We start from the raw sequence: 25,366 nt of genomic DNA, 5'->3' as shown, positions 1-25,366 counted from the left end.
AGCGTCAAGCGCAGGTGAAGGGGTACTGGGGACCCGTGTCGTTGTACGCGGCGAGAGCGATCGGCCAGATGGCATCATCCGGCGGAGCCTGAGGGATGTTGACGGTGATCGTCACCCGAGCGGGGATCCGGCTCGCAGATTGGCCGTCACCTTGGCCCTGATAAGGGATGTTGTGCCAGAACTTTTCCCAATGGAGGGAGGAGAATTTCAGCTTGAAGTTCCAGTGAATGATCATGCCCATCGAGGCTTGCACGAGGCGCCGAGCATCCTTCGAGGCGAAGAGCTGCTCTTTGAATTTCTCATCGTACCACGTCATCGCGAGGAGGCGGGACGTGATCACTCCGAACTCGCCGAAATCATCGGGCGGCTGGCTCGTCCCGTCCGTCGGCGGACCAAGCATCGACGGGAACCATTGGCAATAGAGAGCAAGGGCGTCCGCGGGCGGCGTGCCGTCCGTCGGAGGGCCCGGCAAGATGATATCGATCTCGTCACCGTCGGCGAGCCAGCCGAGCATCTCATTCGGCCGCCACTGCGGCCTGGGCTCGTCGGAGATGGCGAATTTCACGCTGAAAGGGAACTTGAAGCCATATTCCTTCTCGAGGAGGGGGAGGACGCCATAAGGATCCTCCTTGGACGCACTGACCAGCTGCTTCAGGAAGTCCCGATCGCGCCAGGCACGGGCGATGGCTCGCAGGTAGGCGGTGCGCAGGCGTGGAAAGGGGGCGGCGCTGCCTGTTCCGCCGGTCTCCCATGCTTCAGAGGGCTTGGTCGTCATGGATCACTCCTCGGTGAAAGTAACTTCAGATCAGGAAACGAGTCATGGAGCTGCGTCAATCGGTCCACGAGCGCGGTGTCGTCCCCGAAGACACGCCGGTGCTCCTCGATCGCCGCTGCCTCGAAGCGGTACATGCCGCGCTCGCCGGCCAGCAGCCGAGCCCTGGCGAGCATCTCCCGGATGGCGCCCCGATCGGGCTTCGGCAGGCGCATCTCGTAGCGCGCGCGGCGCCGCAGGAGCTCCACCTCGAAGAAGTGCTCGCCGAGCTCGGTGCACATCGAAAGGCAGGTCTCCACGCGGGCGATCGCCTGGTGCAGACGGCCGGCGTCTGCCTCGATGTCTGCCAGAAAAGACCCGTAGTAGGTGAGCGCCAAGTTGCAGTGGAGGGACTCGAGGGTCCGGATGATCACCTCGACCCCCTGCAGATCCCCCGCGGCCCACGACGCGAGGGCCGCACCGTAGCCCTCGAAGGCAGGCAGCCCGTATGCCTGGGAGGTCGCGAGCAGCTCGCCCGTCGTCTTGTGCACCGCGGGCTTGTCCTCGTTCATGTGCTGGATCTGGCCGAGGTAGAGCAACGCGATCCCGAGGGACGGGACGTGCTTGATCTCCCGCGCCCAGGCGATCGCGTCGTTCGCGAGCTGGAACGCCCGCGTCGTCCGCCCCATACCCCATTGCACCCACGCGAGCTGTCCCGTGGCCCAGACGCGGCAGTCCATGCCGAACACCGAGCCCTGCCGCCCGTCGCGCGCCGGGTCGTACAGATGGATCGCCTCGTCGAACCACGCCTCGGCGTCCAAGAACCGCCCCTCGGCGTGGAAGCCGACGCCTTTGGCTGTCGCGGCCACGCACTGGAGCGACGGGTCCTCGATCCGGTTGGCGAACGCCACGAGCTCGTCGGCCACCCGCCGGCACGCCGCGCGCTCGCTCGCCACGTGGTAGTGCATGTACAGGGCGAAGAGGGTGGACACGGTGTGCTCGGTCGTCGTGCTCGCGGGGAGCAGCGCCCGGGACTTCTCGGCCAGCGCACGCACGTCGGGGGAAGCCCAGCCCTGCATCGACATCAGCGCCTGCAACCGGATGCCGTTGGCGCCGAGCTCGGCGTCCACCCGTTCGCCGGTCGGCAGCGCCCCGATCCAGTCGACGACATGGGAGGCGTGCGCGCTGGCCTCGGCGTAGGCCGAGCGCCCGAGCGCCTGATGTGCCGCCGTCCGGGCGTACCCGATGGCCTCCCGCATCTGCTCCGCCGCCGCGTGGTGGTGCGCGAGCAGATCCGGCCGCGTTCGGACCACCTCCGGAAACCCCTCCTCCAGCGTCTTCGCGATGCGCGCGTGGCTCCGCTGCCGCGCGCCGGTGGACAGCGACTCGTACGCCGCGTCCCGCACCAGCGCGTGCTTGAAGCTCCCCACCGCGTCCTTGCCGCGCCGCCTGCGCAGCACGATCCCCGCGCTCATCAGGCGCTCCAGATCCTCTGCCACCGCCGCCGGGCCGAGCGGGCTCGCGGCCGAGAGCACCTTGACGCTGAACTCCCGGCCCATCGCCGCCGCGAGCTGGGCCGTCTGCTTGGCGCGCGAAAGACGATCCAGCCGCGCCGTGAGCAGCGCCCGCAGCGTCCCCGGGATCGCCGCGCCCGAGAGCGGCCGGGTCAGCTCGTAGCGATCCTCCCGCTCCACCAGGAGCCGCGCATCGATCATCATCCGGAGCAGCTCCTCGGCGAAGAGCGGCACCCCGTCCGCGCGGTCTGCGACCTGCTCTATCACGGCGGGAGGCAGCGCCTTGTGGCCCGAGAGCCCGGTGAGCATCTCCTCCATGTGCGGGCGCTCCAGGCGGCTCAGCGGGAGCAGCAGCATGTCGGCCGTCGAGAACGACGGTGAGAACTCCGGGCGAGCCGTCATGATGACGCACAGGGGGACCGCGGGCGCCTCGCGAACGAGCTGGGCGAGGAACTCCATCGTGGTGGGGTCGGCCCAGTGCAAGTCTTCGGCCACCAGGAGGACGGGCCGCTCGTCGGCGATCGCGAGGAGCAGCGACGCCACGGCCTGGAGCGTCAGCGCCTTGTGCCGCTGCGGCGAGACGTCGAGCGGGGCGTACGGTTCGCCGAGGGGCAGGGAGAAGAGCGGCACGAAGAGCGGCATGGCCTCGGCCAGCGTGAAGCCATGGCCGGCGAGCTCCCGCTCGATCCGCGCGATCTTGCCGCCCGCGTCGGGCTCCTGATCGAGCCCGAGCGTGCGCTCGAGCAGATCGACCACCGGACGGAGGGGGCTGGTTTGCGTGTCGGGCGAGCACCGCGCCTCGAGAAAGGTGTGGGCCTCGCGCGCCAGCCGATCGCGCAGCGCGCGCGCCAGCCGGCTCTTGCCGATGCCGGGCTCGCCCGTGATGAGGATCGACTGGCCCGCCCCCTCGCACGCGCGGCGCCACCGCTCCGCGAGGAGCCCGGTCTCCTGATCTCGGCCGGAGAGCGGCGCCTTCGAGCCGTCGGGGGTCGGCCAGCTCGCCGCGGCGCCGTGCTCCTGCCGGAGGCGGTAGGTCTCCACCGGCGCCGCGATCCCCTCGATGGCGCGGCCCCCTTCGCTCTCGAGGTCGAACGAGGCGCGCAGCAACGCTTGCGACGCGGCGCTGACCGCCACGGATCCCGGCGGCGCCAGCGCGGCGAGCCGCGCGGCGAGCCGCGGGGTGGCGCCGGTGACGAGGCACGCGCCGTCGAGGTCCCCCAGGTTCCCGTCGACGACGAGGCCGGTGTGGAGGCCGACGCTCACGTCGATCCGCGCGCCTGGCGCGGCGCTGCGCGGGTCCTCGGCGTCCTCGGCGCCTGCCATCGCCAGCGCCGCGCGGGCAGCGCGCCTGGCGTCGTCCTCCGCCGCGCTGGGGTAGCCGAAGTAGACGAGCAGATCGTCGCCGAACGCCGCGGCCACGTACCCGCCGTGGCGGCGCCCGAGGTCCGCGCAGCGGGCGAGCGCCGCGCGCAGGGGTTCGTCCAGCCGCTCGACGTCGACGGCGTCGAGGGCCTGCGCGACGGCCGCGCGCGCCCTCACGTGACAGCAGAGGGCCGTCAGCTGCCGGCGCTCGCCGTCGAGCGCCGGCGGAGCGGGCTCCCTCCGCCGGTCGAGCGACGTGGCGACACTCGCGATCGAGGACAGAGACCGCGTGTCCCCGCCGGCCGGGCGGCCGCTGGCGGCGAGCATCGCCTCGCGCGAGAGCCCGCGCAGGGTGCAGGCCTCGAGCGCCTCGAAGAGCCCGCGGGCGGTGGCGTCGCGCGCGCCTTCGTCCTTGCGGAGAGCGCGGGCGAGCAGGTCGCCCAGGGGGTGGTGCTCGAGCGCGGCGGGGATCGGGACGGGATCGGGGCCGAGCAGCCGGTAGAAGATCTCGGCCTCCGTGCCGCCGTACGCCGGCTTGCCCGTGAGGCACTCGAGGAAGACGAGGCCCCACGAGAACAGATCCGCGCGCGGCGAGGCCTCGGCGCCGCGCCACTGCTCCGGCGCGCCGTAGCCGGGCGTGCCCAGCGCGTCGTGGCTGCCGGTCAGGCGCGCGGATCGCCCGTCGTCGAGCGTGGCGCCGATCCCGAAGTCGAGCACCAGCGCGTTGCGGCGGGCGCCCGTGGGGATCACCATGATGTTGCTCGGCTTGAGGTCGCGGTGGACGACGCCCGCCGCGTGGGCGCAGGCGAGGGCGTCGAGCGCCTGGAGCATCAGGTGCCGCGCCTCGGACGGCGCGAGCGCGCCCTCTCGCTGGAGCAGGGCGGCGAGGTTGTCGCCGGGCGCGAAGGCGAACGCGGCGTAGAGGGTCCCGTCTCCTGCCTGCCCCGCGTCGACGAGCTGGACGATGTTGGGGTGGTGGAGCTGGGCGCAGAGCCGCGTCTCGCGCAGGAAGCGCGCGGTCCGCCGGTCGGCCTGCGCGGCGCCTCCCTGCTCGGCGAGGCGCAGGATCTTCAGGGCGATCGGCTGCCCGGTGGTGAGCTGGCGGGCCTTGTGCACCACGCCGAAGCCGCCCTCGCCGAGCTTGGCGAGGATCTCGTAACGCCCGTCGAACGTGGCGCCTGGCGCGAGCGCGGCACCGTCTGCGGCATAGCACTGCATGCTCGATCTCGTGGTCGCTGGAGGCGCTCGGAGAGCGCTGGCACCGCGCCCTCAGGGCTCCTTGTCGGCGTCGAGCACCGCCAGGAGATCCGGGTCGACCTCACCTCCGAGCAGGTCCAGGACCTCGCGCACCCGCGAGAGCTCGCGCCGCAGCGTCCGATGATGGTTGCGGTTCTTGAGCAGCATCTCCTGGCCGAGCAGCGTGAAGGCGTCGTCCCGGTTGCCCGTCCGCTGCACCGCCGCGCCGAGGACCATGCCCCGGAATGCGTCGGTCAGCTCGAGCGGGAGCGGGGCGCCGCCGCCGCGGCGTCGCTCGGCCTCGTTCACGAAGCTGAGCGCCGCCCGCCAGAGCAGCTTGGTCAGCGCGCTCGGCTCGGCGTCGCCGTCGAAGGTGAGCGCGCGCTCGACGTGGCGCCGCTGGATCACCAGATCGCCGCCGAGGCCGCTCTGCCCCGCGAGCTGGAGCGCGTAAGCGCGCCGGACGATGTTGTCGAGCTGCCGCAGGTTGCCCGGCCAGGGCGCGGACACGAGGAGCTTCATGGCGTCGGGCTCGAAGCGCGCCGCCCCCTTGCCGTCGGCCTCCTGATGGCGCCGGTTCAGCATGTAGTCGGCCCAGCGCGGGAGCTCGTCGAGCCGCTCGGCGAGCGGGAGCAGCCGCACCGGCAGCACGTTGATGCGGTAGTACAGGTCCTCGCGGAAGCGGCCGGCGCGCACGGCGGCCCGCAGATCGGCGTTGGTGCCGACGAGGAGGCGCGCGTCGGCGCGGCGCTCCCCCGCCCCGTCATCGCCCAGCATCCGGTAAGCGCGCTCCTCGATGAAGCGCAGGAGGCCCGCCTGGGCCTTGAGCGAGAGCTTGTCGATCTCGTCGAGGAACAGCGTGCCCTTCGCGGCGCGGGCGATCGCGCCCGGGTTGTCCTTGACCGCTCCGGTGAAGGCGCCCCGCTTCCAGCCGAACAGCTCGGCCATCTGCAGGTCCTCGGGCACGCCGAGGAGATCCAGCGATTCGAAGGGCTGGCCCCGGCGCTGCGAGTGCTCGTGGCACCAGCGCGCCAGCCTGGATTTTCCGGCGCCGGTCGGGCCGGTGATCAGGATGGTGTCGTCCCGCGGGGCGAAGGCGCGGAGCAGCTCGACGAGGTGCGCGGTGCTCTGACCGACGACCGGCAAGAACTCGTCCGGGCTCGCCGGCTCGTCCGAGCGAACGGGCAGCGCGCGGGCGGCGATGAAGGCCCCGGCGATGCTGGCGAGGATCGCCAGCTCCTCGTGGCACTCCGCCCAGGGGAGCTCGAGTCCGGCGGCCCCCCTGCAGCTCACCTCGATCGCGATCATGCCGTCGACGCTGCCGCCCGGCGCGCGCAGCGGGACGACATGGACGTGGGTCGCGTCGCGACCGAGCATCCGCTCGCGCGTCGCGTCGCCGGGCATACCCGCCGCCTCCGGCGCGTGGCGGAGCGCGATGGCCCCGTCCGGCATCCACGAGCGGAGCGAAGCGCGCTGGACGTCGATCGAAACGGAACAGCGGTGCTTCTCGATCCAGCTCCAGACGCTGCCGGAGGTGAGATAGCCGGTGCCTTCGATGCGCGCGCCGCTCGGGCGGTCGATGCCGAAGAGGCGCTGGTAGCTGTCCTCGGGACGGAGGTGGACGACGCCACGCAGGATCCGGGCGCGGCTGGCGAAGGAGCTGCCGGCGAGCGCCTCCTCGACGCAGGTGAACATGGCCTGGAGGACCGCCGTGGCAGCCTCGTCGAAGTACGTGGCCGACACCAGGCGGGGGACGAGGGAGATGAAGCTCTCGTCACGGGACGCGGTCACGGTGGGGAGCAGAAGAGCAGGAGAACGGGGGCGGGTCCAGGTGGAACGAACAGGCTCGCGTCTCCCGCGGACGCAGTGCGTCCCGGCGGGACGCGAGCCCCCTGTCACCTCGGAGGCCGTGGCGGCGCCGGCGCTGCTGCTCGGCGTCGGTGCTGGAGCCGGAAGACGCCAGCTCCTGCGGGCGTCACCTCGTCTTCTCGAGCGGGCGTGAGAAGACGAGCACCGGCAGCCCGCTCACCGGCACCACGCTCTCGTCCACCAGCGTGAAGCCGTGCTTGCGGTAGAACGCGGCGTTGCGCGGCTGCTCGGTGCGCAGGACGCAGGTCGTCCACCGCTCCGAGAGCGCGGCGAGGGTGCGCTGGAGCAGCCGGCCCCCGTGTCCGCGCCCGGCCAGCGACGGCTCGACGCCCAGCGTGCCGAGGTAGACGCTGCCTTGCCCGAGAAAGGGGCGAACGCGGGCCATCGCGGCGTCCTCGTGCGCCGAAAGCCGCCACCACACCGCCGGCGGGGCGACGAGCATCACCTGCCACAGGCCGCTGCGGACGACGTCTCCGAGGCCCATGCCCGCGTGCGCGGGAGGCTTCCAGTCCACCGAGCCGACCCCGGGCTCGAACAGCCGCCCGCCGTGCCGGTCCGCGTGCGCCAGCATCGCTCCGAACACCGTGGTCATCGTTTGCTGTCGCCGGGCGGGGTCGGGCTCCGCCCAGGAGATGAAGGGATCTTCGTGAAACGCCCTGGCCAGTATCTGCGCAGCGGTCATGCGCCCACCATGCATTCAGGCGTTTGTCCGTGTGCGCCAGTTGCTTGTCTTCGCGCGCCACGTGGTACCCTCGCGGCATGCCCGTCGTCGCCGCGACCGCACAGGCCATCTCCGAGGCGCTGGGTCGCTTCGGGGTCGATGTTCCGCGGCTGAAGATCGGCCCCATCCACGACGACCTGGCGCTCGCGACGCTGTGGGCCCGGGCGATCGCGCGCACGGGCCGGCGGACCCTCCCGCTCGAGGTGGGGCTGACGATGCCGCTGGGCACGATGGGCGTGGTGGACTACCTCGCGGCGTCCTCGGCGACGGTGGGGGCGGCGCTCACGGTGGCCCAGCGGCTCTTCCCGCTCGTCGCGCCCGGCGTCCAGTTGCTCATCGAGCGGCTGCGGAGCGGCGTGCGGCGCGTGGTCATCGTCAACCAGCCGCCCTTCCCGGGGGAGCTCGAGAGCGACCTGCTGGTGCTCGGCATCGTGCTGGCGCGGATGCGGGCGCTGGCGAGCCGGCCGCTCGAGATGCCGTCGCTCGAGCTCGCCGAACCCAGCCCCGAGCCGCGCGCGCGGTGGATCGAGCTGCTCGGCGTGGCCCGTTTGCGGTTCGGCGCGCGGCGCACCGCGCTGCGCTTCTCGTCGGGCGACTGGACGACGCCGCTGCGCAGCGCCGACCCGCGGCTGCTGGCGACCCTCGAGGCCACGGTGGGGGCCGAGCAGCGCACCAGCGACGCGCTGCTCGTGGCCGTGCGCGCCCTTGCGCTGCAGCGCCTCCCCGGCACGCCGACCCTCGGCGAGGTGGCCTCGGCGCTGGGGCTCAGCGTGCGCTCGCTGCAGCGCAAGCTCTCGCTGAGCCGCACCTCGTTCGTGGAGGTGCTGGACGAGGTGCGCCGCGATCGCGCGGAGCAGCTGCTGGACGAAGGGGCGCTGACGCTCGGCGAGATCGCCGCCCGTGTGGGGTTCGCCGAGCAGGCCTCCTTCACGCGCGCGTGGCGGCGCTGGCGCGGAGAGGCCCCGTCACGGAGCCGCCGCCACGGATCGGCGCTCACGCCACGGCGAGGCCGGTGAAGCGCCGCCGTGCGCGCCCGCGCCGCGCTGCGTGACCGAGAAAATCGGGAGATCCGGCTCGTCCACCGCGGGGCGCAGGAGGTGATCTGGTAACGTTTCGAGCATGCGGATCGCGGCGTGGATCGGTTGCGCCTGGTGGACGCTCGGGTGCGTGGCGTGCGGCGGCTCGTCGAGCGACGGCGGCCCCCCGGGCGCTGGCGGCGGAGCAGCCACGGGCACCGCGACGACCGGGACCGGCGGCGCCGCCGCGACCTCCGGAGTCGGTGGCTCTGCGGGCGGCGCGAACGGCGCGGGCGGCGCGGGCGGCGCGGGCGGCGCGGGCGGCGCGGGCGGCGCGGGCGGCGCGCCGCGCGAGCTGCACGTGGACACGAGCTCACCCGAGCTCAGCGAGATCCGGTTCAAGCCCAGCGAGCTCGATCCAGAGGTCTCCGACCGCGACCTGGAGCAGGTGGCCCTCCTCGACACCCGGGTCGCGCGGTTCGCGGGCAAGCTCGTCGTCACGCTGTCGGGGAGCAGCCAGCCTCCTGGCCCGCTCGACCTCACCCGCTTCGTCGCCGCGCGCGGCTTTCACGCGTTCGCGGTCGCCTACAAGAACGACTACAACATCGTTCAGAATGATCCGGACACGTTCGGCGACGCGCGGCTCGAGGCGTTCGACGGTCAGGACCACACCGCGCTCATCGAGGTGACAAGGGCCGACAGCATCGAAGCGCGGCTGGCGAAGGCGCTCGCGCACCTGAAAGAGGTCCACCCGCGAGGCGACTGGGGCTACTTCCTCGAAGACGACGGGAGCCCGCGCTGGTCGGTCATCATCTTCAGCGGCCACTCGCACGGCGCGAGCTCGGCCGCCCGCATCGGCAAGGTCGTCCGGCTCGATCGGGTGGTGTCGCTGGCCGGGCCGCGCGACACGAACCCGGTGAGCGCCACCTGGCTCTCGGAGCCGTCGGCGACGCCCGTGGATCGCATGTTCGGATTGACCGGCGAGCGCGATGAGCAGCACCCGGATCACCTCGAAGCATTCGACCTCATCGGCCTGCCCGGCGAGCTCGTCGAGGTGGACGTCCCGGGCGCGGCGCCGCCGTACGGCGGGTCGCACCGGCTCGCGCTCAAGGACGGCGACCACGGAGCCGCCGGTAATTGCGGCGCGCACGTCGCCGTCTGCGAGGCGATGTTCGGCTTGCCGCTGCCGTGATGTCGCGCTCCACGTCGAGTGAGGCTGCCAGCTCGTGCGCGACAACGTCCTGCGCTGCCTGTAGTCTCGACCGGATCGCTTTTCCCGCGGCGACCGCGGGCCTGACGATCGGAGGTCGAACGTGAAACGGTCTTTCCTCGCCCTCGCGGCGGCGTTGCTCGCGGTGGGCTGCTCGGCGAAGTCGAGGACGTTCTCCGGCGAAGAGCCCCAGGGCGCGGGCGGGAACGACGGCGGGGGCAGAAACGACGGCGGCGGCGACGCGGGCACCGGCGGCGGGAGCGACGGCGGCGGCGGGAACGACGGCGGCGGGCCGCTGTGCGTCGGCGTGGACTGCAGCCACCTCGACGGCGGCTGCATGCGCGGCGTGTGCATCGAGGGTGAGTGCTTCGCCCAGCCGCGGCGAGCGGGGACCGAGTGCGCGGCCGCGGCCGGCGAGTGCGACGCGGCCGACACGTGCGACGGCGCGGGCGAGTGCGTCGCGAACCGGGCGCCGGAGGGCACGGCGTGCACGGGGTGCCCGAGCGGGGCGTGCGGCGGCTGCGCGATGGGGGTGTGCGCCGATGGGCCCGCGGTCACCTGCGGCCTCCGCTTCGCCGACGTGACCGCCGCCTCGGGCCTGCCGGCGACGACAGGTGGCTCGGTCGTCGCATGGCTCGATATCGAGAACGACGGCGACCCCGACGTGTTCGTGCGCGGCAGCGGCCTGTACATCAACAACGGAGCGGGCGTGTTCACCGAGGGGGCCGCCGCGCGCGGCATCAGGGACCTTGGCACCACCTCCGAGCATTACCCGGTGATCGCCGCCGACTTCGACAACGACGGCGACATGGACATCTTCGTCGCCAACGACACCCGCTCCGGCACGATCCCGAACCGGCTCTATCGCAACGACGGCAGCGGCACGTTCATGAACGTCGCGCTCTCGGCCAACCTCGAGCTCACGGCGACGACGCCCGGCCCGGCGGTGTGGGTCGATCACGACCGCGACAACGACCTCGATCTGTTCTTCGGCTCGGAGTTCGGCGCGTCCGGCATGTTCCGGAACGACGGTGCGCTGCCGTTCGCGGATGACAGGGCGCGCTTCAGCACCTTCCTCCAGGGCGACAGCGCGGCGTGGGCCGATCCCGACGGCGACGGCGATCTCGACCTCTACATGGCCACCGGCTCGACCGGAGACGGTAACCGCTTCTTCCGCTTTACATCGCCGAGCTGGACGGACGTCGCGACATCGGCGGGGCTCGAGGACACACCGGCGGCCAGCTCCCGCTGGGGCGGCGCGACCTGGATCGATATCGACGCCGACGGCGACCTCGATCTCCTCTCGGTGCGCGACGGGGACGCGGACGATCTGCTCTATTACAATGCCGGCGCGGGCGCGCCGTTCTCCGGCGCCATGGCGGCGAGCGTGGGGCTCGGAGACGGATCGTTCATGAGCGCGAGCGTATGGGCCGACTGGGATCAGGACGGCGACCTCGACGCGTACACGGGCGGCACGCTCTACCGCAACGACGCGGGCAGGTTCGCGGCCGCCGGCGCCTCGCTCGGGATCACCGCGCGGCAGGTCGGCTCGTTCGCGGACGTCGACGGCGACGGCGACCTCGACCTCCTCACCACGAGCTTCGGAGAAACGGCGCTCTACCGCCGCGACGTGACCGGAATGCCTTGCCGCGCGCCGGGCTACGCGGTCGTCCGCGTGCTCACCGATCGCGACGGCAATGCGACCGACGCGAACGTGAGGGAAGATCGCGACGCGATCGGCGCGCGCGTCGACGTGGACCTCGACGGAGACGGCGACTTCCGCGCGGGCGGCTATACAGGGGCCGATCGCGTGGCGACCTACCTCGTGGGCGCCGGCCAGTGGGGCAACCGGCAGCAGAGCCAGCTCCCGCTGATCATCGGGATGGGGGCCGCGGCGTCGGTCGATATCCGCGTGACGTTCCCCGACGGCTCGGTGGTGACACGCAACGACGTCGCCTCGGGCGCGCGCATCACGATCAACGATGTCTGACGAGGGTGGTAAACGAGATCGGCGCGATCCGGAGTGGCGGGTCGATTGTCCAATGCGGGCTCGAGGCGCACTACCCCGAACTGGGTCATCCGCCCGGTTCGGAAGGTGACTTGACAAATGCCGGGCGAAGATCGGAGTTTGGTGTCGATGCCTCAGGCGCGCGGCGCAGCACGGTGGACCGCGGGGTGGCTCGCGGCGGTGCTCGCTGCTGGCTGTGCCCAGATCCTGGGCGTGGACTGGGATAGCTACACGCCTCCCGGAGCGCACGGGGGAGGTGGCACGGGCGGCGGCTCCGCATCTGGCCACGGTGGCCAGAGTGGCGGCCCCGATCAGGGGGGCGGCGGGGGAGTGGCCGGAGGCGACGCGTCCGGTGGCGGCGGCAGCGGCGCCAGCAGCGGCGGAAGCGGCACAGGCGGTGACGACGGCACAGGCGGCTCCGGCGGTAGCACCAGCAGCAGCAGCTCCGGCGGTGGCGCCGGCGGCAGCGGCGGCTCCGGCGGTGGCAATAGCACCAGCGCCAGCAGCAGCGGCTCCGGCGGTGGCAATGGCACCAGCAGCAGCTCCGGCGGTGGCGCCGGCGGCAGCGACGGCAGCGGCGGCTCCGGAGGCGGCGTGACCGCCCCGAGCTGTGCGACCAGCCCGCCTGAGACAGGCCCCCTCTGCGGGCCTCCTCCCGGCATCAGCTGCTGTGATAGCCGCGAGGTCCCGGGCGGCACGTTCAACCGGAACAACAACCCTGCATTCGCCGCGTCGGTCAGCAGCTTCCATCTGGATACGTTCGAGATCACCGTGGGGCGATTCAGAGCCTTCATGGAGAGCGGGCACGGCGTGCGGACCTCGCCGCCCGCCGCCGCAGCGGGAGAGCACCCGAAGATCCCGGGGAGCGGATGGCAGTCCGCATGGAACGAGGCGCTCCGCCCGGACGCCACCTCGCTCTCGGCAGCGCTGCGCTGCACCAGCATGACCGCGACGTGGACCCCCACGGCTGAGCATAACGAGGCGCTGCCGATCAACTGCATCACCTGGTACGAGGCGTTCGCGTTCTGCATCTGGGACCGCGGGCGGCTGCCCACCGATGCCGAATGGAACTACGCAGCTGTCGGAGGGAACATGCAGCGAAAGTTCCCCTGGGGCGACGTGATCACCCATGACCACGCGGCGTACGCCTGCACGATGCCGTGCGCCTTGAGCAGCCTCCTTGAGGTCGGCTCGCTGCCGCAGGGGCGGGGACGGTGGGGCCAGTTCGATCTCAGCGGCAACGTCTCGGAATGGGCGCTGGACTGGGCCGTCAACTACACAGTTCCCTGGAACGACCAAGCCCAGCTCTCGGACGTGGCTGCTGACAATCAACGCACCCGTCGAGGCGGCTACTACGCCTCGGATGAATATACGGTGAGCAACGCGCACCGAGGCACCGACCCTCCGACGGTGCGCGGTCCCTGGACCAGCGCGCGTTGCGCGAGAGATCTCCCTCCCTAGAACAACGATCACGTTGAAACCCGGAGAATTTTCACAGGGAGGCGGGGAGGCGGGGAGGAAGAAAGAATGAATTTCTTTCTCTTGCCGTCTCTCGCTCCCCGCCTCCCCGTCTCCCTGTGAAATTCTTGCTTTTTCTCGTCGTTTCAGCCCGTTTGTCGCGCTAACGCCGCGCCCGCAGCGCGCCGAGCCGCGCTCGCGCCTGCTCCGCGGAGATGGATCGCGGGCGCGCCTTGCCCCAGCGCTCGAGGACAGCCTCGTACGCCGCGGCGGCGCCGCGCAGATCGCCTGTCGCCTCCAGGGCCATGCCGAGGTAGAGCCGCGCCTCCGTTGTCGAGAACGGGTCGGCCAGGGCCGCGCACGAGCGCGCCACGCGCGTCAGCGGCCCGATCGCCTCCTGCCCCTTCCCCACGAGCGCGTACACCTTGCCGATGTGCAGATCGAGCAGGAGCCACCGGCCGCTCTCCGACGGGAGCGGCTGGTCGAGCGGCATCGTCTTGAACGCCGCCGCCGCGTCGGCCGCGGTCTCCACGCCGGCGGCGTACGCCTCGGTCCAGAGCAGCCAGCGGTGCTCCGGCTTGATCTCCTGCGCCGCGGCGCGCCACTTCGCCTGGACCCGCTCCACCCACGCCGAGCGCGCCGCGTCGTACGCCTCCTGCGTCATCGACGCTGCCCGGCGGCTGTACGGCAAGAACGCGATGGTCCAGTCGGCCGTGGTCGCCGGCTCGGACCAGGCGCTCATCCGGCGGAGGAAATCGTCCGCCACCCGCCCGGCCTCCCGCGGCAAACCCATCTCACGGTAGAGCTCCGCCAGCCTGAGGGCCGGGCTCGCGTGCGCGTCCTGATCGTTCCTGCCGGCGACCTCCCGCTGCCACGCGCGGGCGTGCTCCACCGCCAGCTCGAAATCGCCGTCCAGGACCGCGAGCGAGATCCGATCGAGCAGCTCCTTCGCCCTCCGCTCGCCCTCGGGGACCTCCGCCCACCCCTGCTCCAGCGCCACGAGCACGCTCTCGCGCGGCGCGCCCCGCGCGTGGAGCGCCAGCGCCAGGTGCCTGTGCGCCGGCGCCGCCTTCGGATCGATCGAGAGCCAGCGGCGCGCGTGCTCCTCGACTTGCTGGCAATCGCCCTGGCGATGGAGGAGGCGAACCCGGTTCGCGAGGCAAAGCGTCGCGCCGGGAGCCGTCTCGGCGCACGCCTGGTAGGCCGCGAGCTCCGCCGCGACATCCCCCTTCATCCCGAGCGACTCTCCCTTGGACCCCCACGCGAGCACGTGGCCCCGGTCCAGGGCGAGCGCCCGATCGTAGGCCTCGATGGCGGCGTCGAACCGGAGCTGAGCGAACCTCGCCGCGCCGAGGTACACGAGGAGCTCCGGATCGGCCTGGAACCTCGCGACCGCGGCCTCGAGCCGCCGCTCCCATGCGACGGCGTCGGAGGGCTGGCGCACGTACGGCTCGGCCGCGTCGAGCAGCGCCATGTCGCGCTCGCCGAGGGCGGCCCGGTGCCGGAGCGCCAGCTGGAAGTGCTCGCGCGCCACGGCCGGCCTCTGTCGAAACGTCCAGATCGCCACGCGCAGGTGGCCGGCGCCGAGGCCACGATCCAGCGCCACGGCGCGCTCCATCGTGCGCGCGGCCACGTCCGGCGCGCCGTCACGGTAGGCCTGCAGCGCCTCCTGGTAGAGCGCCGCGGCCTCCGGGTTGCTCGAGGCGGGGCGCGGCGGCTCCGGGGCGGCGACTGCCGCGCCGCTCGGCCGGGGCGGCGGCTCCGGGGGACGCCGGAGCACCGCGACCGTGGCGCCAGCGACCGCCGAGGCCGCGAGCGCGAGCGCGACGAGCCCGCGCCGGCCCGGCCGCGCGCGCTCGTCGCGTGCGGTCCGCACCACGACGGCCTCGCCCGACGCGGCCCCAGCCCCATGGTCCGGCCGCGGCGCAGGCTCCGCACCGGCCGGCGCGGACGGCGCGCCATCGGGGCGCAGCGACGCCGGGTCGGTCCGGTGCGGCACGGTCGGCTCGAAGCCGATCCCCGCAGGCGTGCCCGCGTGCTCGGCGCCTGGCGCAGGGCCGCCCAGCGCGTTCCCGCTCTCGACCCGCGTCTCGGCCTCTCGCGCCGCGGGCGGCGAGCGCGGCGGGAGGCTCGGCAGCTCGGCCTCGAGCCCCTCGGCGGCGATCAGCGCGCGCCAGAACGCGCCGGCGTCGGGGTACCGGTCACGCGGAGCGACGCTGAGCGCCCGGGAGAGCACGCGCTCGACCGCGTCCGGCGCCGAGACGCCGCGCGCTCGCAGCGTGGGGCGCAGCGCGGGATCGACGACCACCGAATAGAGCTCGACGATCCCCTCCCCCGCCAGCGCCCGAGCGCCCGTCACGAGCTCCACGAAGACGAGCGCGAGCGCGAAGACATCGGTCCATGGCCCCGTCGCGCCCCGCTGCTTGTCGAACTGCTCCGGAGCCCCGTAGCGGGGCGTGAACACCGACGGCCCCTGCGCGGTGCTCGCGAGCGCCGCGGTGCGCGAGCGCTGATCGCCGATGATCTTGGCGATGCCGAAGTCGAGGACCTTGAGCGTCCTCGCGCCCCCTGCCTCGGCGAGGAAGAGGTTCTCCGGCTTGACGTCGCGGTGGGCGATGTTCTGCTCGTGCGCCACCGCGAGGGCGCGCACCGCGGGGTCGAGCAGGAGGATCGCCTCGCGGCGGGACAGGGCGCCGCCGCCTCCGGCGCGCAGGCGCTCGAGGTGGCTGGCGAGCGTCTCGCCGTCGAGCCACTCGAGCACGAGATAGGGCACGCGACCGCCCTCCTGGGTCGTGAAGGCGCCGATGTCGAGCGCCTGGACGATGCCGGGCGAGAGGCGCGAGAGCTGGAGCAAAAGCCGCCCCTCGTCGCGCAGCCGTCGAACGAAATCCTGCTGCGCCTCGGGCGAGAGCTCGTCGGGCAGCTTGAGGCACTTGATCGCGACGGGCGCGTCGAACCCCTCGTGCACGCCGCGATAGACGACGCCGAACCCGCCTGCGCCGACGGCGGAGAGGACACGGTATTTGCCGTCGATCGTGGTCCCGCAGAGCCGAAATATGTCGCGCTGGGCGCCGGACATCGGCGGAAGTATACGCCATCTCCGGAGGACAGACTCAGGGCGACTCGGCGTTCGCCATGGCGGCCCGGAGCCGGCCGCAGGCCTCCACGAACCCGGTCGCGAGGATCTGGTCCAGGTGCCAGAAGTTCCTCTGCCGCTCGTGCTCGTAGAACCGGGCGATCGTCACCAGGAGCAGGTCGACGCACAGCGCCGGGTCGCGCCAGGCGAGCTCCGTCCGCGGCCCGCTCCGTGACCCGCTCCGCGGCCCGCCTGCGCACGACGCGGCGAGCGTCCGCTCGAGCACCGCGGCGACCTGCGCGAGCTGGAGCACCATCCGGCGGCACGCGCTCGCGCGGATCCCTCCGCCCCTGGCAGCCACCGGCCGCAGCGTGTCGTCGAACGCCGTCGCGAACTCGCGCCACAGCAGCGCGCCCGCCTGATCCACCGCCTCCTTGAGCCCCGCAGCCGGAACGCGCGGCGAGAGCGCGTCGACGAGGCGGGCGCGCGCCCCCTCGTCCTCGGCCAGCGCGCGGTACGGCTTCGACCAGCGGGCGACCTGGCGGCGAACGTCGCCCACCGTCAGATCGAGCTTGAGCCCCGTGATGGGGAGGAGCGACGCGTCCGGCAGCTTCAGGGAGGGCCTGTGCCACGCGTACTTGCTCTCCATGAAATCGGCGAGCATCTCGGCGATACCGTTGCTCGCGGCCACCTGGAGTCGCGCCCTGATGTCGGCCTCGGCGAAGCGGAGCAGCGCCGCCTCGTCGAGCTCGGTGCGGCCCCCGCGCTCGACGAAGGCCGAGGCGATGCCGGGGCCGACCGCGCCGGGAAACACGGTGTCGAGCGCGAGGGGCTCCTCGATCCGCGGCAGCACCGCGTACTCCCACTCGAACTCGGCCAGCGCCTCCTGCCACGCATGGCCCCAGGCGTCATGAACCACGTAGTCCTCGACCTCCGGCGTCCGGAGGACCATCACCATGGTGGCGAGGGTCTGTGTGACGACCTCCGTCGGGACCGAGGCCGCGTCCGCGAGGGAGCGCGCGAGCGCCGGGTCGATGGCCGCGCGGTCGAAGTAGCCGAACGCGGGAAAACGCGCCGTCGCCGCGGTGTTCGTGTCGTCGCATCGCGCGATGAAGGCGGAGATGGCGCGCCGCTCGTCCTCGGGGCGCTCGTCCCAGCCGGGCACCTCGAGCCGCGGCGCCTCGCCGGAGCCCGCCGCCCCGGGCGAGCCGGTCGCCGGCGCCGACGCGCGGATGCACAGGAAGATCGCGGTCGACGTCATGAGCAGATCCACGTCGCCCGGGCGCCACGGCAACGGGCCGTAGATCGCGCTCATGAGCTCGGCGCACGCGGCGGGCGACGCGCCCCCCTTCGCGGCGAGCTGCGAGGCGATCGCCTTCGTGATCGCGTGCTTCACCGCGAGGTTGGAGGTCATATGATCCATCGCGGCCTCGACCTGCGCGAGCTCCGCCTCGTCCCACCCGAGCGCCTCTCGCAGCGCCCGCCGGACGCGCGGGATCCCCTCGCTGCCCGCCGGCAGATCGAGCGGGAAATCGAGGAGCGGGCGCGACGCGACCGTATCGATGAGCGGCGCGGAGCTGCTGCCGGCGAACCGGAGCCAGAGCAGCACCGCCTCGGTGAACCAGGCCCGGAACGACGCGCTCGCCGCGTGGAACTCGTCCGGGGTCGGCTCGCTCAGGGCGTCGATGCCGCGCATCAGCCGCTCGCGAAGATCGCGCCCCCTCGCCTCCCGCTCCTCGCGGCTGCCCTTCGCCGCGTCTTGCAGCTCCTCGATGTCGGCGAGCAGATCGAGCGTGGGTCCCCACGCGGCCGGGAGCGTCGGCTCGAAGAGGGCTGCCGCGGACAGGATGGGCGCCGCGGGCTGAGACCCGGTGTTCTTCTGGTCCATTGCCTTTCCTCGTGAAGGGGAGCGATCTCCCATCGCATCACAAGCGCATGGCCTGAGCAAGGTCAGCGGATTCCAGGGGAGCCGGGTGTCATGCAAGGTAGGCGCCGCGCCGCCGCCAAGGGTCGCGGCGGCGATTGCCATCCAGCCATCCAGCCATCCAGCCATCCAGCCATCCAGCCATCCAGCCATCCAGCCATCCGTTGCCTTGCCCGCTCGATCGGATCGCGGTGGTGGCTTTGCGGGGCGCTCTTCGGCACTGCTGCGAGAGGTCGCCCCGGTTCAGCAGAAGAATCACCATCCAGCCAGCCGGGGTTCCGCGCGAGGTGGGGTTCCGCGCGAAGCGCTTCCTCCGGTGATCAGGGATGCCGGACACGATTCCGCCCGGCGCGAGCGCTTGACGGGGTGAGAGCTGTGGGTTCTAGTGGCTGGCCAGCCGTCCGTTCGAGGTTGGGCAGATGTCCACGGTATCCTTCAACTCACCGAAAACACTGAGGAAATACCATGCCAAGCTGCAAAGTATACGGCACCAAACCTGGGACTGGCCCTGGCCAGCTCGCTGCGCAGGCTGCGCTCAATTCGATCAATGGGCTCAATCCTACCTGGGGCGTGACCCTCAACTACAATCAAGGGCTTACCGAAGCGACGTACGTCACCAACGCCGCCGGCGTCGGGACTGCTGCGCTAGAAACAGCCGTCCAGAACGAATTCGTGGCAACTGGGTACGACGTCATCGCTTGGTGAGCGGTGAGTTGCCGGGGGAGCGGCGAGACGCCCGCAGCCACCGCGATGGCGCCGCCCCCACGGAGCAGGGTGGCGTCGGCTCTGCCGCTTGACAGACCGCGCGGCGGAGCACGACGCCCACCGCTCCCGCCTCGGGTAGCCACGATGGCGGTCTTCCTCGGGACGCGGCTCGCCTGAGCAGAGCGACAGGCGCGCTCTCTCCCTCGACGCCGCAGCGTCCGTCTCCTCGGGCATCTCCGCCCCGAGGCGTCCGCCATGAACGCTGGCGTTTGTTCCGCGACCGCTCTAGCTTCGCGCGCCGCCGGTCCGCTCCGGGATCGCCGGCGCACGAACCGAGGAACAACACCATGCGCGTCTACATCATCGGCGCGGGCCCGGGCGATCCCGGGCTCATCACGGTGCGCGGCGCCGAGCTCGTCGCTCGCTGCCCTGTCGTCATGTACACGGGCTCGCTCGTCCCCCGGGAGATCGTCGCGTCCGCGCGGGCGGACGCCCGGGTCATCGACTCCTCCGGCATGACCCTCGACCAGATCGTGGAGGTCCTCGTCGAGGCCAGGGACGCAGGGCACGACGTGGCGCGCGTCCACACGGGCGATCCCGTCCTCTTCGGGTCGACGGCCGAGCAGATGCGCCGGATGGATGCGCTCGGGATCCCGTACGAGATCATCCCCGGCGTCTCGTCCTTCACCGCGGCCGCCGCGGCGCTCGGGCGCGAGCTCACGCTGCCCGAGCTCTCGCAGACCGTCATCCTGACGCGCGCCGAGGGGCGCACGCCGGTGCCGCCCGCCGAGCGGCTCGAGGAGCTCGCCCGCCACCAGGCGACCCTGTGCCTGTTCCTGAGCATCACCCTGCTCAAGGACGTGACCGCGGCGCTCATCCCGGCCTACGGCGCGGATTGCCCGGTCGCGGTGGTGCACAAGGCGAGCTGCCCCGATCAGAAGATCGTGAGAGGCACGCTCGCCGACATCCGGGACAAGGTGCGGGCCGAGGGGATCAAGAGCCAGTCGATGATCCTGGTCGGCCGGGTGCTCACGTCCACGGATTTCGCCGACTCGCGGCTCTATGATCCGGATTTCAGCCACCGCTTCCGCAAGGCCGAGAAGAAGCTCCTCGTCCCTGGCAAGACCGAGGAGGGCTCGTGAGCGCGGAGGAGAGCGCCGGCACGGGCGCGGCGGCCGCAGGTCGAAAGGGGCTCGTCATCGTCTATACGGGCCACGGCAAGGGCAAGACGACGGCCGCGCTCGGCATGGTGTTCCGCGCGCTCGGCCGGGGCATGCGCGTCGCTGTCGTGCAGTTCATCAAGGGGAAGTGGAAGACGGGAGAGCGGCTGTTCGCCGAGACGCTCCCCAACCTGACGTTCCTCGTCATGGGGCGCGGCTTCACCTGGGAGAGCGACGATCTCTCGCGCGACAAGGCGGCGGCGCGCGCGGCCTTCCAGGAGGCCGCGGCGCTCATCGCGGGCGGCGAGCAGGACATCGTGGTGCTCGACGAGATCACGTATGCGCTCCATTACGGCTTCATCGCCGAGGACGAGCTGCTCGCGGCGCTGCGCGCGAGGCCCGCGCACGTGCACGTCGTGATCACCGGCAGGAACGCGCCCGACGCGCTCCTCGCGCTCGCCGATCTGGTGACGGAGATGAGATCGGTGAAGCACCCGTTCGAGCAGGGGCAAAAGGCCCAGATCGGAGTCGATTTCTGATGTCCCGGGCCATCCCCCGGCTCGTCGTCGCCGGCACGGCGAGCGGCGTCGGCAAGACGACCGCCACGGTGGCGATCGCGCGCGCGCTCCGCGCCCGCGGCCTCCAGGTCGCGCTGTTCAAGTGCGGCCCCGACTACCTGGATCCGACGTACCACGCCCGCGCCGTGGCCGGCACATCGCACAACCTCGACGGCTGGATGATGGGCCGGGAAGCGGTCCTGTCGACGTTCGCGGCGGAGACCGCCGGCGCCGACGTCGCGCTGATCGAGGGGGTGATGGGGCTGTTCGACGGGGCGAGCCCGACCGGGGAGGAGGGCTCGACCGCCGAGATCGCGAAATGGCTCGAGGCGCCGGTCGCGCTCGTGATCGACGCGTCCGGGATGGCCCGCAGCGTCGCGGCGCTCGTCCAGGGCTTCGCGGGCTTCGATCCGGCGCTGCGCATCGCCGCGGTCGTGTGCAACCAGGTCGGCAGCCGCGGCCACCTCGACATCCTCCGACAGGCGCAGGCGCAGGTGAACCGGTCGCTGCCCGTCCTCGGCGGCCTGCCGCGGGACGAGGCGCAGCGCTTCCCCGAGCGCCACCTCGGCCTGCGCACGGCCGACGAGGCCGCGCTCCCCGAGGAGCGCCTCGACCACTGGGGCGCGCAGGCCGAGGCGTGGATCGGGCTCGACGCGCTGCTCGAGATCGCGCGCGCCGCGCCGCCCTTGCCGGCGGCCGGCGCGGCCAGCGCGGCCGCGACGCCCGGCGCTGCGACCGCCGGCGCGCAGCGCGGCCGGGCGCGGATCGGCCTGGCGTTCGACGAGGCCTTCCACTTCTACTACGCGGACAACCTGCGCCGCCTCGAGGCCGCCGGGGCCGAGCTCGTGCGGTTCTCGCCGATCGGCGACGCGCGCTTGCCCGACGTCGACGCGCTCTACCTCGGGGGCGGCTACCCCGAGGTGCACGCGGAGCGCCTGGCCGCGAACGCCGCGCTCCGCGGCGAGATCCGCGCGTTCGCCGGCCGTGGGGGCCCGATCTACGCCGAGTGCGGCGGACTCATGTACCTGACCGAGGCGATCCGCACGCTGGACGGGCGCGCGCACCCCATGGTCGGGCTCGTGCCCGCCGAGGCCGCGATGTGCGAGAAGCTGCAGGCGCTCGGGTACGTGGAGGTCGAGACGCAGGCGCGCACGATCCTGGGCGGCGCGGGGCTCCGCTTCCGCGGGCACCAGTTCCGCTACTCCGAGCTCCGCCCGTCGCAGCGCGCTGTGCCGGTCGAGCCGTCCGCAGCGCCAGCGCCGGCCGAGCAGCCGCCGTCGCCGTCCGCACAGGCGCCCTTGCCGATCGAGCACGCCTACTCCGTGCGACGCCGGCGCGGCGGGCAGGTCAGCCGCGAGGGGTACCGGACAGCGAGCGTCCTCGCCTCGTATGTGCACGCGCACTGGGCCTCGAACCCGCTCGTCCCCGAGGGGCTCGTCGCGAGCGCCGCCGCGCACCGGAAGGAGCGCGCGCGATGAGCGGCCCGGGCACGGCGCCGCGCCGGGTCGCGCTCATCGGCGGCGGCGTGCGCTCCGGCAAGAGCGCGTTCGCGCTCTCCCTCGCGCGCTCGCTCGGCGAGCGCCGCGCCTTCATCGCGACCGCCGAGCCGTTCGACGACGAGATGCGGGCGCGCATCGACGCGCACGTCCGCGAGCGAGGCGGCGCGTTCCTCACCGTCGAGGAGCCGATCGCGCTCCCCGAGCGCATCGCCTCGCTCTCCGGCGTCGACGTCGTCGTCGTCGACTGCCTCACGCTCTGGCTCTCGAACCTGCTGCTCCGCGACGAGACCGAGGGCCGCGCGCTCGGGCCCATCGAGGAGCGCATCGAGGCGCTCGCCGCCGCGGTCGAGTCGGCGGCGCCGCACGTCGTCCTCGTCTCGAACGAGGTCGGCATGGGCGTGGTCCCGGAGAGCCGGCTCGGCCGGGCGTTCCGCGACCTCGCGGGGCGCGCGCACCAGCGGCTCGGCCGCTCGGCCAGCGAGCTCTACGTGGCCGTGATGGGCGCGATCCTGCGCCTGCGCCCCGGCCCGGTCGCGCTCGTCGGCGGCGGCGAGGACGCGCGATGACGGCCGCCGCCGCGCTGCTCGTCGCGGTCGCGTTCGACCTCGCCTGCGGCGAGCCCCCTTCCGCCGTCCACCCCGTCGTGTGGATGGGCTCCGCCATCCAGGCCCTGAAGCGCGCCGCGCCCACGGGCGGCCGCGTTGCGGAGCTCCTCTTCGGCGCGCTCATGGCCCTCGCCGTCCCCTGCCTCTTCGCCGCGCTCGGCGCCGGCGTCGCGGCGCTGCTCGCCCCGCACCCCGTCCTCGCGCTCGCTTTGTCAGGTCTCTTGCTGAAGCCCACCTTCGCGCTCCGCGCGCTCCGCGACGCGGCCTTCGGCGTGCGCGACGCCCTCGCGGCGGGCGACGTCACCGGGGCCCGCGGCGCGCTGCGCAGCCTCTGCAGCCGCGACCCGTCGGAGCTCGACGAGCCCGCGCTGGTCGCCGCGTCGGTCGAGTCGGTCGCGGAGAACGCGTCGGACAGCTTCGTCGCGCCGCTCTTCTATTTCGCGCTCTTCGGGCTCCCGGGCGCGCTCTTCTACCGCGCGGTGAACACGCTCGACGCGATGATCGGCTACCACGGCCGCTACGAGTACCTCGGCAAGGCGTCGGCGCGGCTCGACGACGCGCTGAACTTCGTTCCGGCGCGGCTCACCGCGCTCCTCCTGCTCGCCGCCGGGTGGCTCCGCGGCGCCGACGCGCGCCGCGGCCTCGCCGTGCTCCTGCGCGACGGCGGCCTCACCGAGAGCCCGAACGCCGGCCGGCCCATGGCGGCGATGGCCGGGCTGCTCCGGGTCGAGCTCGAGAAGCGCGGCCACTACCGCCTCGGCGACCCCGTGGAGCCGCTCCGGCGGGGGCTCATCGACGAGGCCTGCCGGATCGTGCAGCTCGCGGCGCTGCTCTTCGCCGGGCTCGCGGCGGCCCTCCTGGCGGCGGCTTCCTTTGGACAGGAGCTCTTCCGATGACGGCGCTCACGGTGATGGTCCAGGGCACGGCGTCCTCGGTCGGCAAGAGCCTGCTCTGCGCGGCGCTCTGCCGCATCTTCCAGCGGCGGGGCCTCCGGGTCGCGCCGTTCAAGTCGCAGAACATGGCGCTGAACTCGTTCGCGACCCTGGACGGCGGCGAGATCGGGAGGGCGCAGGCGGTGCAGGCCGAGGCGGCGCGCGTCGCGCCGACGGTCGACATGAACCCGGTGCTGCTCAAGCCCGAGGGCGACTCCCGCTCCCAGGTGATCGTGCTCGGCAAGCCGATCGGCAGCCTGCACGCGCGCGACTACTTCGCGTACCGGGGAGAGCTGAAGGACATCATCGCCCGCGCGCTCGGGCGGCTGCGCGAGGCGCACGACGTCGTGGTGATCGAGGGGGCGGGCAGCCCCGCCGAGATCAACCTGAAGGACCGCGACATCGTGAACATGCACGTCGCGCGCGTCGCCGACGCGCCGGTGCTGCTCGCCGGCGACATCGACCGAGGCGGCGTGTTCGCGGCGCTGGTCGGGACGATGGCGCTGCTCGAGCCCGACGAGCGCGCGCGCGTGGCCGCGTTCGTGATCAACAAGTTCCGCGGCGACCTCAAGCTGCTGGAGCCGGGGCTCGACATGCTGACGGCGCGGACGGGCGTCCCGGTGCTCGGCGTGGTGCCTTACCTGAAGCAGCTGCGCATCGCGGACGAGGACTCGGTGTCGCTGGAGGGCCGTCGGCGCCGGGCGCCGGCGGGCCCGGGGCAGCTCGACATCGCGGTGGTCCGGCTGCCGCGGATATCGAATTACGACGACGTGGAGCCGCTGGAGCACGAGCCCGGCGTGGTGGTGCGGTTCATCGAGCGGCCGGACGAGATCGGCGATGCGGACCTCGTGCTGCTCCCCGGGACGAAGAGCACGATGGCCGATCTCGCGTGGCTGCGCGCGAGCGGCCTCGCGGAGGCGGTCGCGGCGCGCGCCCGGCAGGGCGGCTGGACGCTCGGGATCTGCGGCGGCTGCCAGATGCTCGGCGGGGCGATCGAGGATCCGGAAGGCGTCGAGTCGGCCGAGCCGGCGGCGCGGGGCCTCGGGCTGCTCGATGTGTGGACGCGGTTCGAGCGGACCAAGACGGTCGCGCAGGTGCGGGCGCGGCTCGCGGGCGGCTCGTTCCTCGGGGCGGCGGGCGCTGGAGAGGCCGAGGGCGAGGGCGCGGGAGAGCTGACCGGCTACGAGATCCACATGGGCCGCGTGGAGCGGGTGGGCGGCGCGGCCGCGGCGTTCGCGATCGGGTCGCGGGGCGGCAAGGCCGAGCGGGCGCTCGACGGGGCCGTCTCGGCGGACGGCGCCGTGGTGGGCACGATGATCCACGGGATCCTCGACAACGACGGGCTCAGGCGGTCGCTCCTCGCGGCGCTGCGCGAGCGACGGGGGCTCCCCAGGGCCTCGGGGGAGCCGGCGATACCGAGCCGGCACGAGGAGTACGACCGGCTCGCCACGGCGGTCGAGGCGAGCCTCGACCGGGCGCTGCTCGACCGCATCGTGGGGCTCGACCGGCGCTGAGCGGCGCCGGCGCCTGGTTGCCATTCACACCGGCAGCCACGTACGGCACGGGGTTCTACAGGCGCGGACGGACCGCACGTGCGGCTGTAGTACTCGCCAACAAACAGGACAAACGTAAACGAAATCCAGATAATCGATTCAGATTTCTGGATAAACACAGGCCATATCCAGAATTTCGTCACTCAGATCCAGACAATCACGAGCCACATCCAGAAAATCGACTAATCGACTCAAAAAAAGACCAGACCG

Annotated in this window: 17 protein-coding genes; 11 read left to right on the top strand and 6 right to left on the bottom strand. The window is 72.6% G+C overall.

Annotated features, from left to right (window positions below):
* Nucleotides 1-4: 4 nt before the first annotated feature.
* The 4 genes from WME95_RS01320 to WME95_RS01305 form a co-directional block, all read right to left on the bottom strand.
* Entirely contained in the window at nucleotides 5-775 is a 771-nt protein-coding gene (locus tag WME95_RS01320) for a BMA_0021/BMA_0022 family TOMM bacteriocin (RefSeq protein WP_437906588.1), read from the bottom strand.
* Nucleotides 772-4,845: a TOMM system kinase/cyclase fusion protein gene (locus WME95_RS01315; RefSeq protein ID WP_437906586.1), complete on the bottom strand. Its 4,074-nt coding sequence runs from the start codon at nucleotides 4,843-4,845 to the stop codon at nucleotides 772-774. The genes WME95_RS01320 and WME95_RS01315 overlap by 4 nt, the downstream gene beginning before the upstream one ends.
* Before the next feature lie 51 nt (nucleotides 4,846-4,896).
* Nucleotides 4,897-6,654 carry a sigma-54-dependent transcriptional regulator gene (locus WME95_RS01310; protein WP_437906585.1) on the bottom strand — a complete coding sequence of 586 codons (1,758 nt, stop codon included), beginning with the start codon at nucleotides 6,652-6,654 and terminating at the stop codon, nucleotides 4,897-4,899.
* Nucleotides 6,655-6,838: 184 nt separating this feature from the next.
* The gene (locus tag WME95_RS01305; RefSeq protein WP_437906583.1) at nucleotides 6,839-7,414 is read right to left on the bottom strand and encodes a GNAT family N-acetyltransferase; all 576 of its coding nucleotides are present in this window, start codon (nucleotides 7,412-7,414) and stop codon (nucleotides 6,839-6,841) included.
* Between the two features lie 77 nt (nucleotides 7,415-7,491).
* On the opposite strand from WME95_RS01305, the gene WME95_RS01300 reads away from it, so the two are divergent.
* From WME95_RS01300 to WME95_RS01285, 4 genes are all read left to right on the top strand, one after another.
* Complete coding sequence (locus WME95_RS01300) at nucleotides 7,492-8,469, top strand: AraC family transcriptional regulator ligand-binding domain-containing protein (RefSeq protein ID WP_437906582.1); 978 nt, start codon at nucleotides 7,492-7,494, stop codon at nucleotides 8,467-8,469.
* A gap of 103 nt (nucleotides 8,470-8,572) precedes the next feature.
* Nucleotides 8,573-9,661 (top strand): BPSS1187 family protein, encoded by a 1,089-nt coding sequence (locus tag WME95_RS01295; RefSeq protein ID WP_437906581.1) that lies wholly within the window; start codon nucleotides 8,573-8,575, stop codon nucleotides 9,659-9,661.
* A gap of 121 nt (nucleotides 9,662-9,782) precedes the next feature.
* Entirely contained in the window at nucleotides 9,783-11,669 is a 1,887-nt protein-coding gene (locus WME95_RS01290) for an FG-GAP repeat domain-containing protein (protein ID WP_437906579.1), read from the top strand.
* A 147-nt stretch (nucleotides 11,670-11,816) separates the two neighbouring features.
* Complete coding sequence (locus tag WME95_RS01285) at nucleotides 11,817-13,148, top strand: formylglycine-generating enzyme family protein (RefSeq protein ID WP_437911126.1); 1,332 nt, start codon at nucleotides 11,817-11,819, stop codon at nucleotides 13,146-13,148.
* Between the two features lie 160 nt (nucleotides 13,149-13,308).
* Here the strand turns inward: WME95_RS01285 and WME95_RS01280 are convergent, their stop codons facing one another.
* Together WME95_RS01280 and WME95_RS01275 are read right to left on the bottom strand one after the other, a co-directional pair.
* A complete protein-coding gene (locus tag WME95_RS01280) occupies nucleotides 13,309-16,224 on the bottom strand; it encodes a protein kinase domain-containing protein (RefSeq protein ID WP_437906578.1) in 2,916 nt (971 codons plus the stop codon).
* Between the two features lie 34 nt (nucleotides 16,225-16,258).
* Nucleotides 16,259-18,109: a hypothetical protein gene (locus WME95_RS01275; RefSeq protein ID WP_437906577.1), complete on the bottom strand. Its 1,851-nt coding sequence runs from the start codon at nucleotides 18,107-18,109 to the stop codon at nucleotides 16,259-16,261.
* A 501-nt stretch (nucleotides 18,110-18,610) separates the two neighbouring features.
* Between WME95_RS01275 and WME95_RS01270 the strand changes: the two genes are divergently transcribed.
* The 7 genes from WME95_RS01270 (at nucleotide 18,611) to WME95_RS01240 (ending at nucleotide 25,117) form a co-directional block, all read left to right on the top strand.
* Nucleotides 18,611-18,850: a hypothetical protein gene (locus tag WME95_RS01270; protein WP_437906576.1), complete on the top strand. Its 240-nt coding sequence runs from the start codon at nucleotides 18,611-18,613 to the stop codon at nucleotides 18,848-18,850.
* Between the two features lie 347 nt (nucleotides 18,851-19,197).
* Nucleotides 19,198-19,992, top strand: coding sequence for a precorrin-4 C(11)-methyltransferase (cobM, locus tag WME95_RS01265; protein ID WP_437906574.1), 795 nt, complete (start codon nucleotides 19,198-19,200; stop codon nucleotides 19,990-19,992).
* Complete coding sequence (gene cobO / locus WME95_RS01260; protein ID WP_437906573.1) at nucleotides 19,989-20,549, top strand: cob(I)yrinic acid a,c-diamide adenosyltransferase; 561 nt, start codon at nucleotides 19,989-19,991, stop codon at nucleotides 20,547-20,549. The genes cobM and cobO overlap by 4 nt, the downstream gene beginning before the upstream one ends.
* Nucleotides 20,549-22,045 carry a cobyrinate a,c-diamide synthase gene (locus tag WME95_RS01255; protein WP_437906571.1) on the top strand — a complete coding sequence of 499 codons (1,497 nt, stop codon included), beginning with the start codon at nucleotides 20,549-20,551 and terminating at the stop codon, nucleotides 22,043-22,045. Before cobO ends, WME95_RS01255 begins: the two co-directional genes overlap by 1 nt.
* Complete coding sequence (gene cobU, locus WME95_RS01250; RefSeq protein WP_437548783.1) at nucleotides 22,042-22,632, top strand: bifunctional adenosylcobinamide kinase/adenosylcobinamide-phosphate guanylyltransferase; 591 nt, start codon at nucleotides 22,042-22,044, stop codon at nucleotides 22,630-22,632. Before WME95_RS01255 ends, cobU begins: the two co-directional genes overlap by 4 nt.
* Nucleotides 22,629-23,567 carry an adenosylcobinamide-phosphate synthase CbiB gene (gene cbiB / locus WME95_RS01245; RefSeq protein WP_437548782.1) on the top strand — a complete coding sequence of 313 codons (939 nt, stop codon included), beginning with the start codon at nucleotides 22,629-22,631 and terminating at the stop codon, nucleotides 23,565-23,567. The genes cobU and cbiB overlap by 4 nt, the downstream gene beginning before the upstream one ends.
* The gene (locus WME95_RS01240; protein WP_437906570.1) at nucleotides 23,564-25,117 is read left to right on the top strand and encodes a cobyric acid synthase; all 1,554 of its coding nucleotides are present in this window, start codon (nucleotides 23,564-23,566) and stop codon (nucleotides 25,115-25,117) included. The genes cbiB and WME95_RS01240 overlap by 4 nt, the downstream gene beginning before the upstream one ends.
* Nucleotides 25,118-25,366: the final 249 nt, after the last annotated feature.

The organism is Sorangium sp. So ce327, from assembly GCF_051530205.1.
GTDB classification, from domain to species: domain Bacteria; phylum Myxococcota_A; class Polyangia; order Polyangiales; family Polyangiaceae; genus Sorangium; species Sorangium cellulosum_B.
The sequence above is the reverse complement of the archived record's forward strand: the minus strand, read 5'-3'. Positions and strand labels throughout refer to the sequence as shown.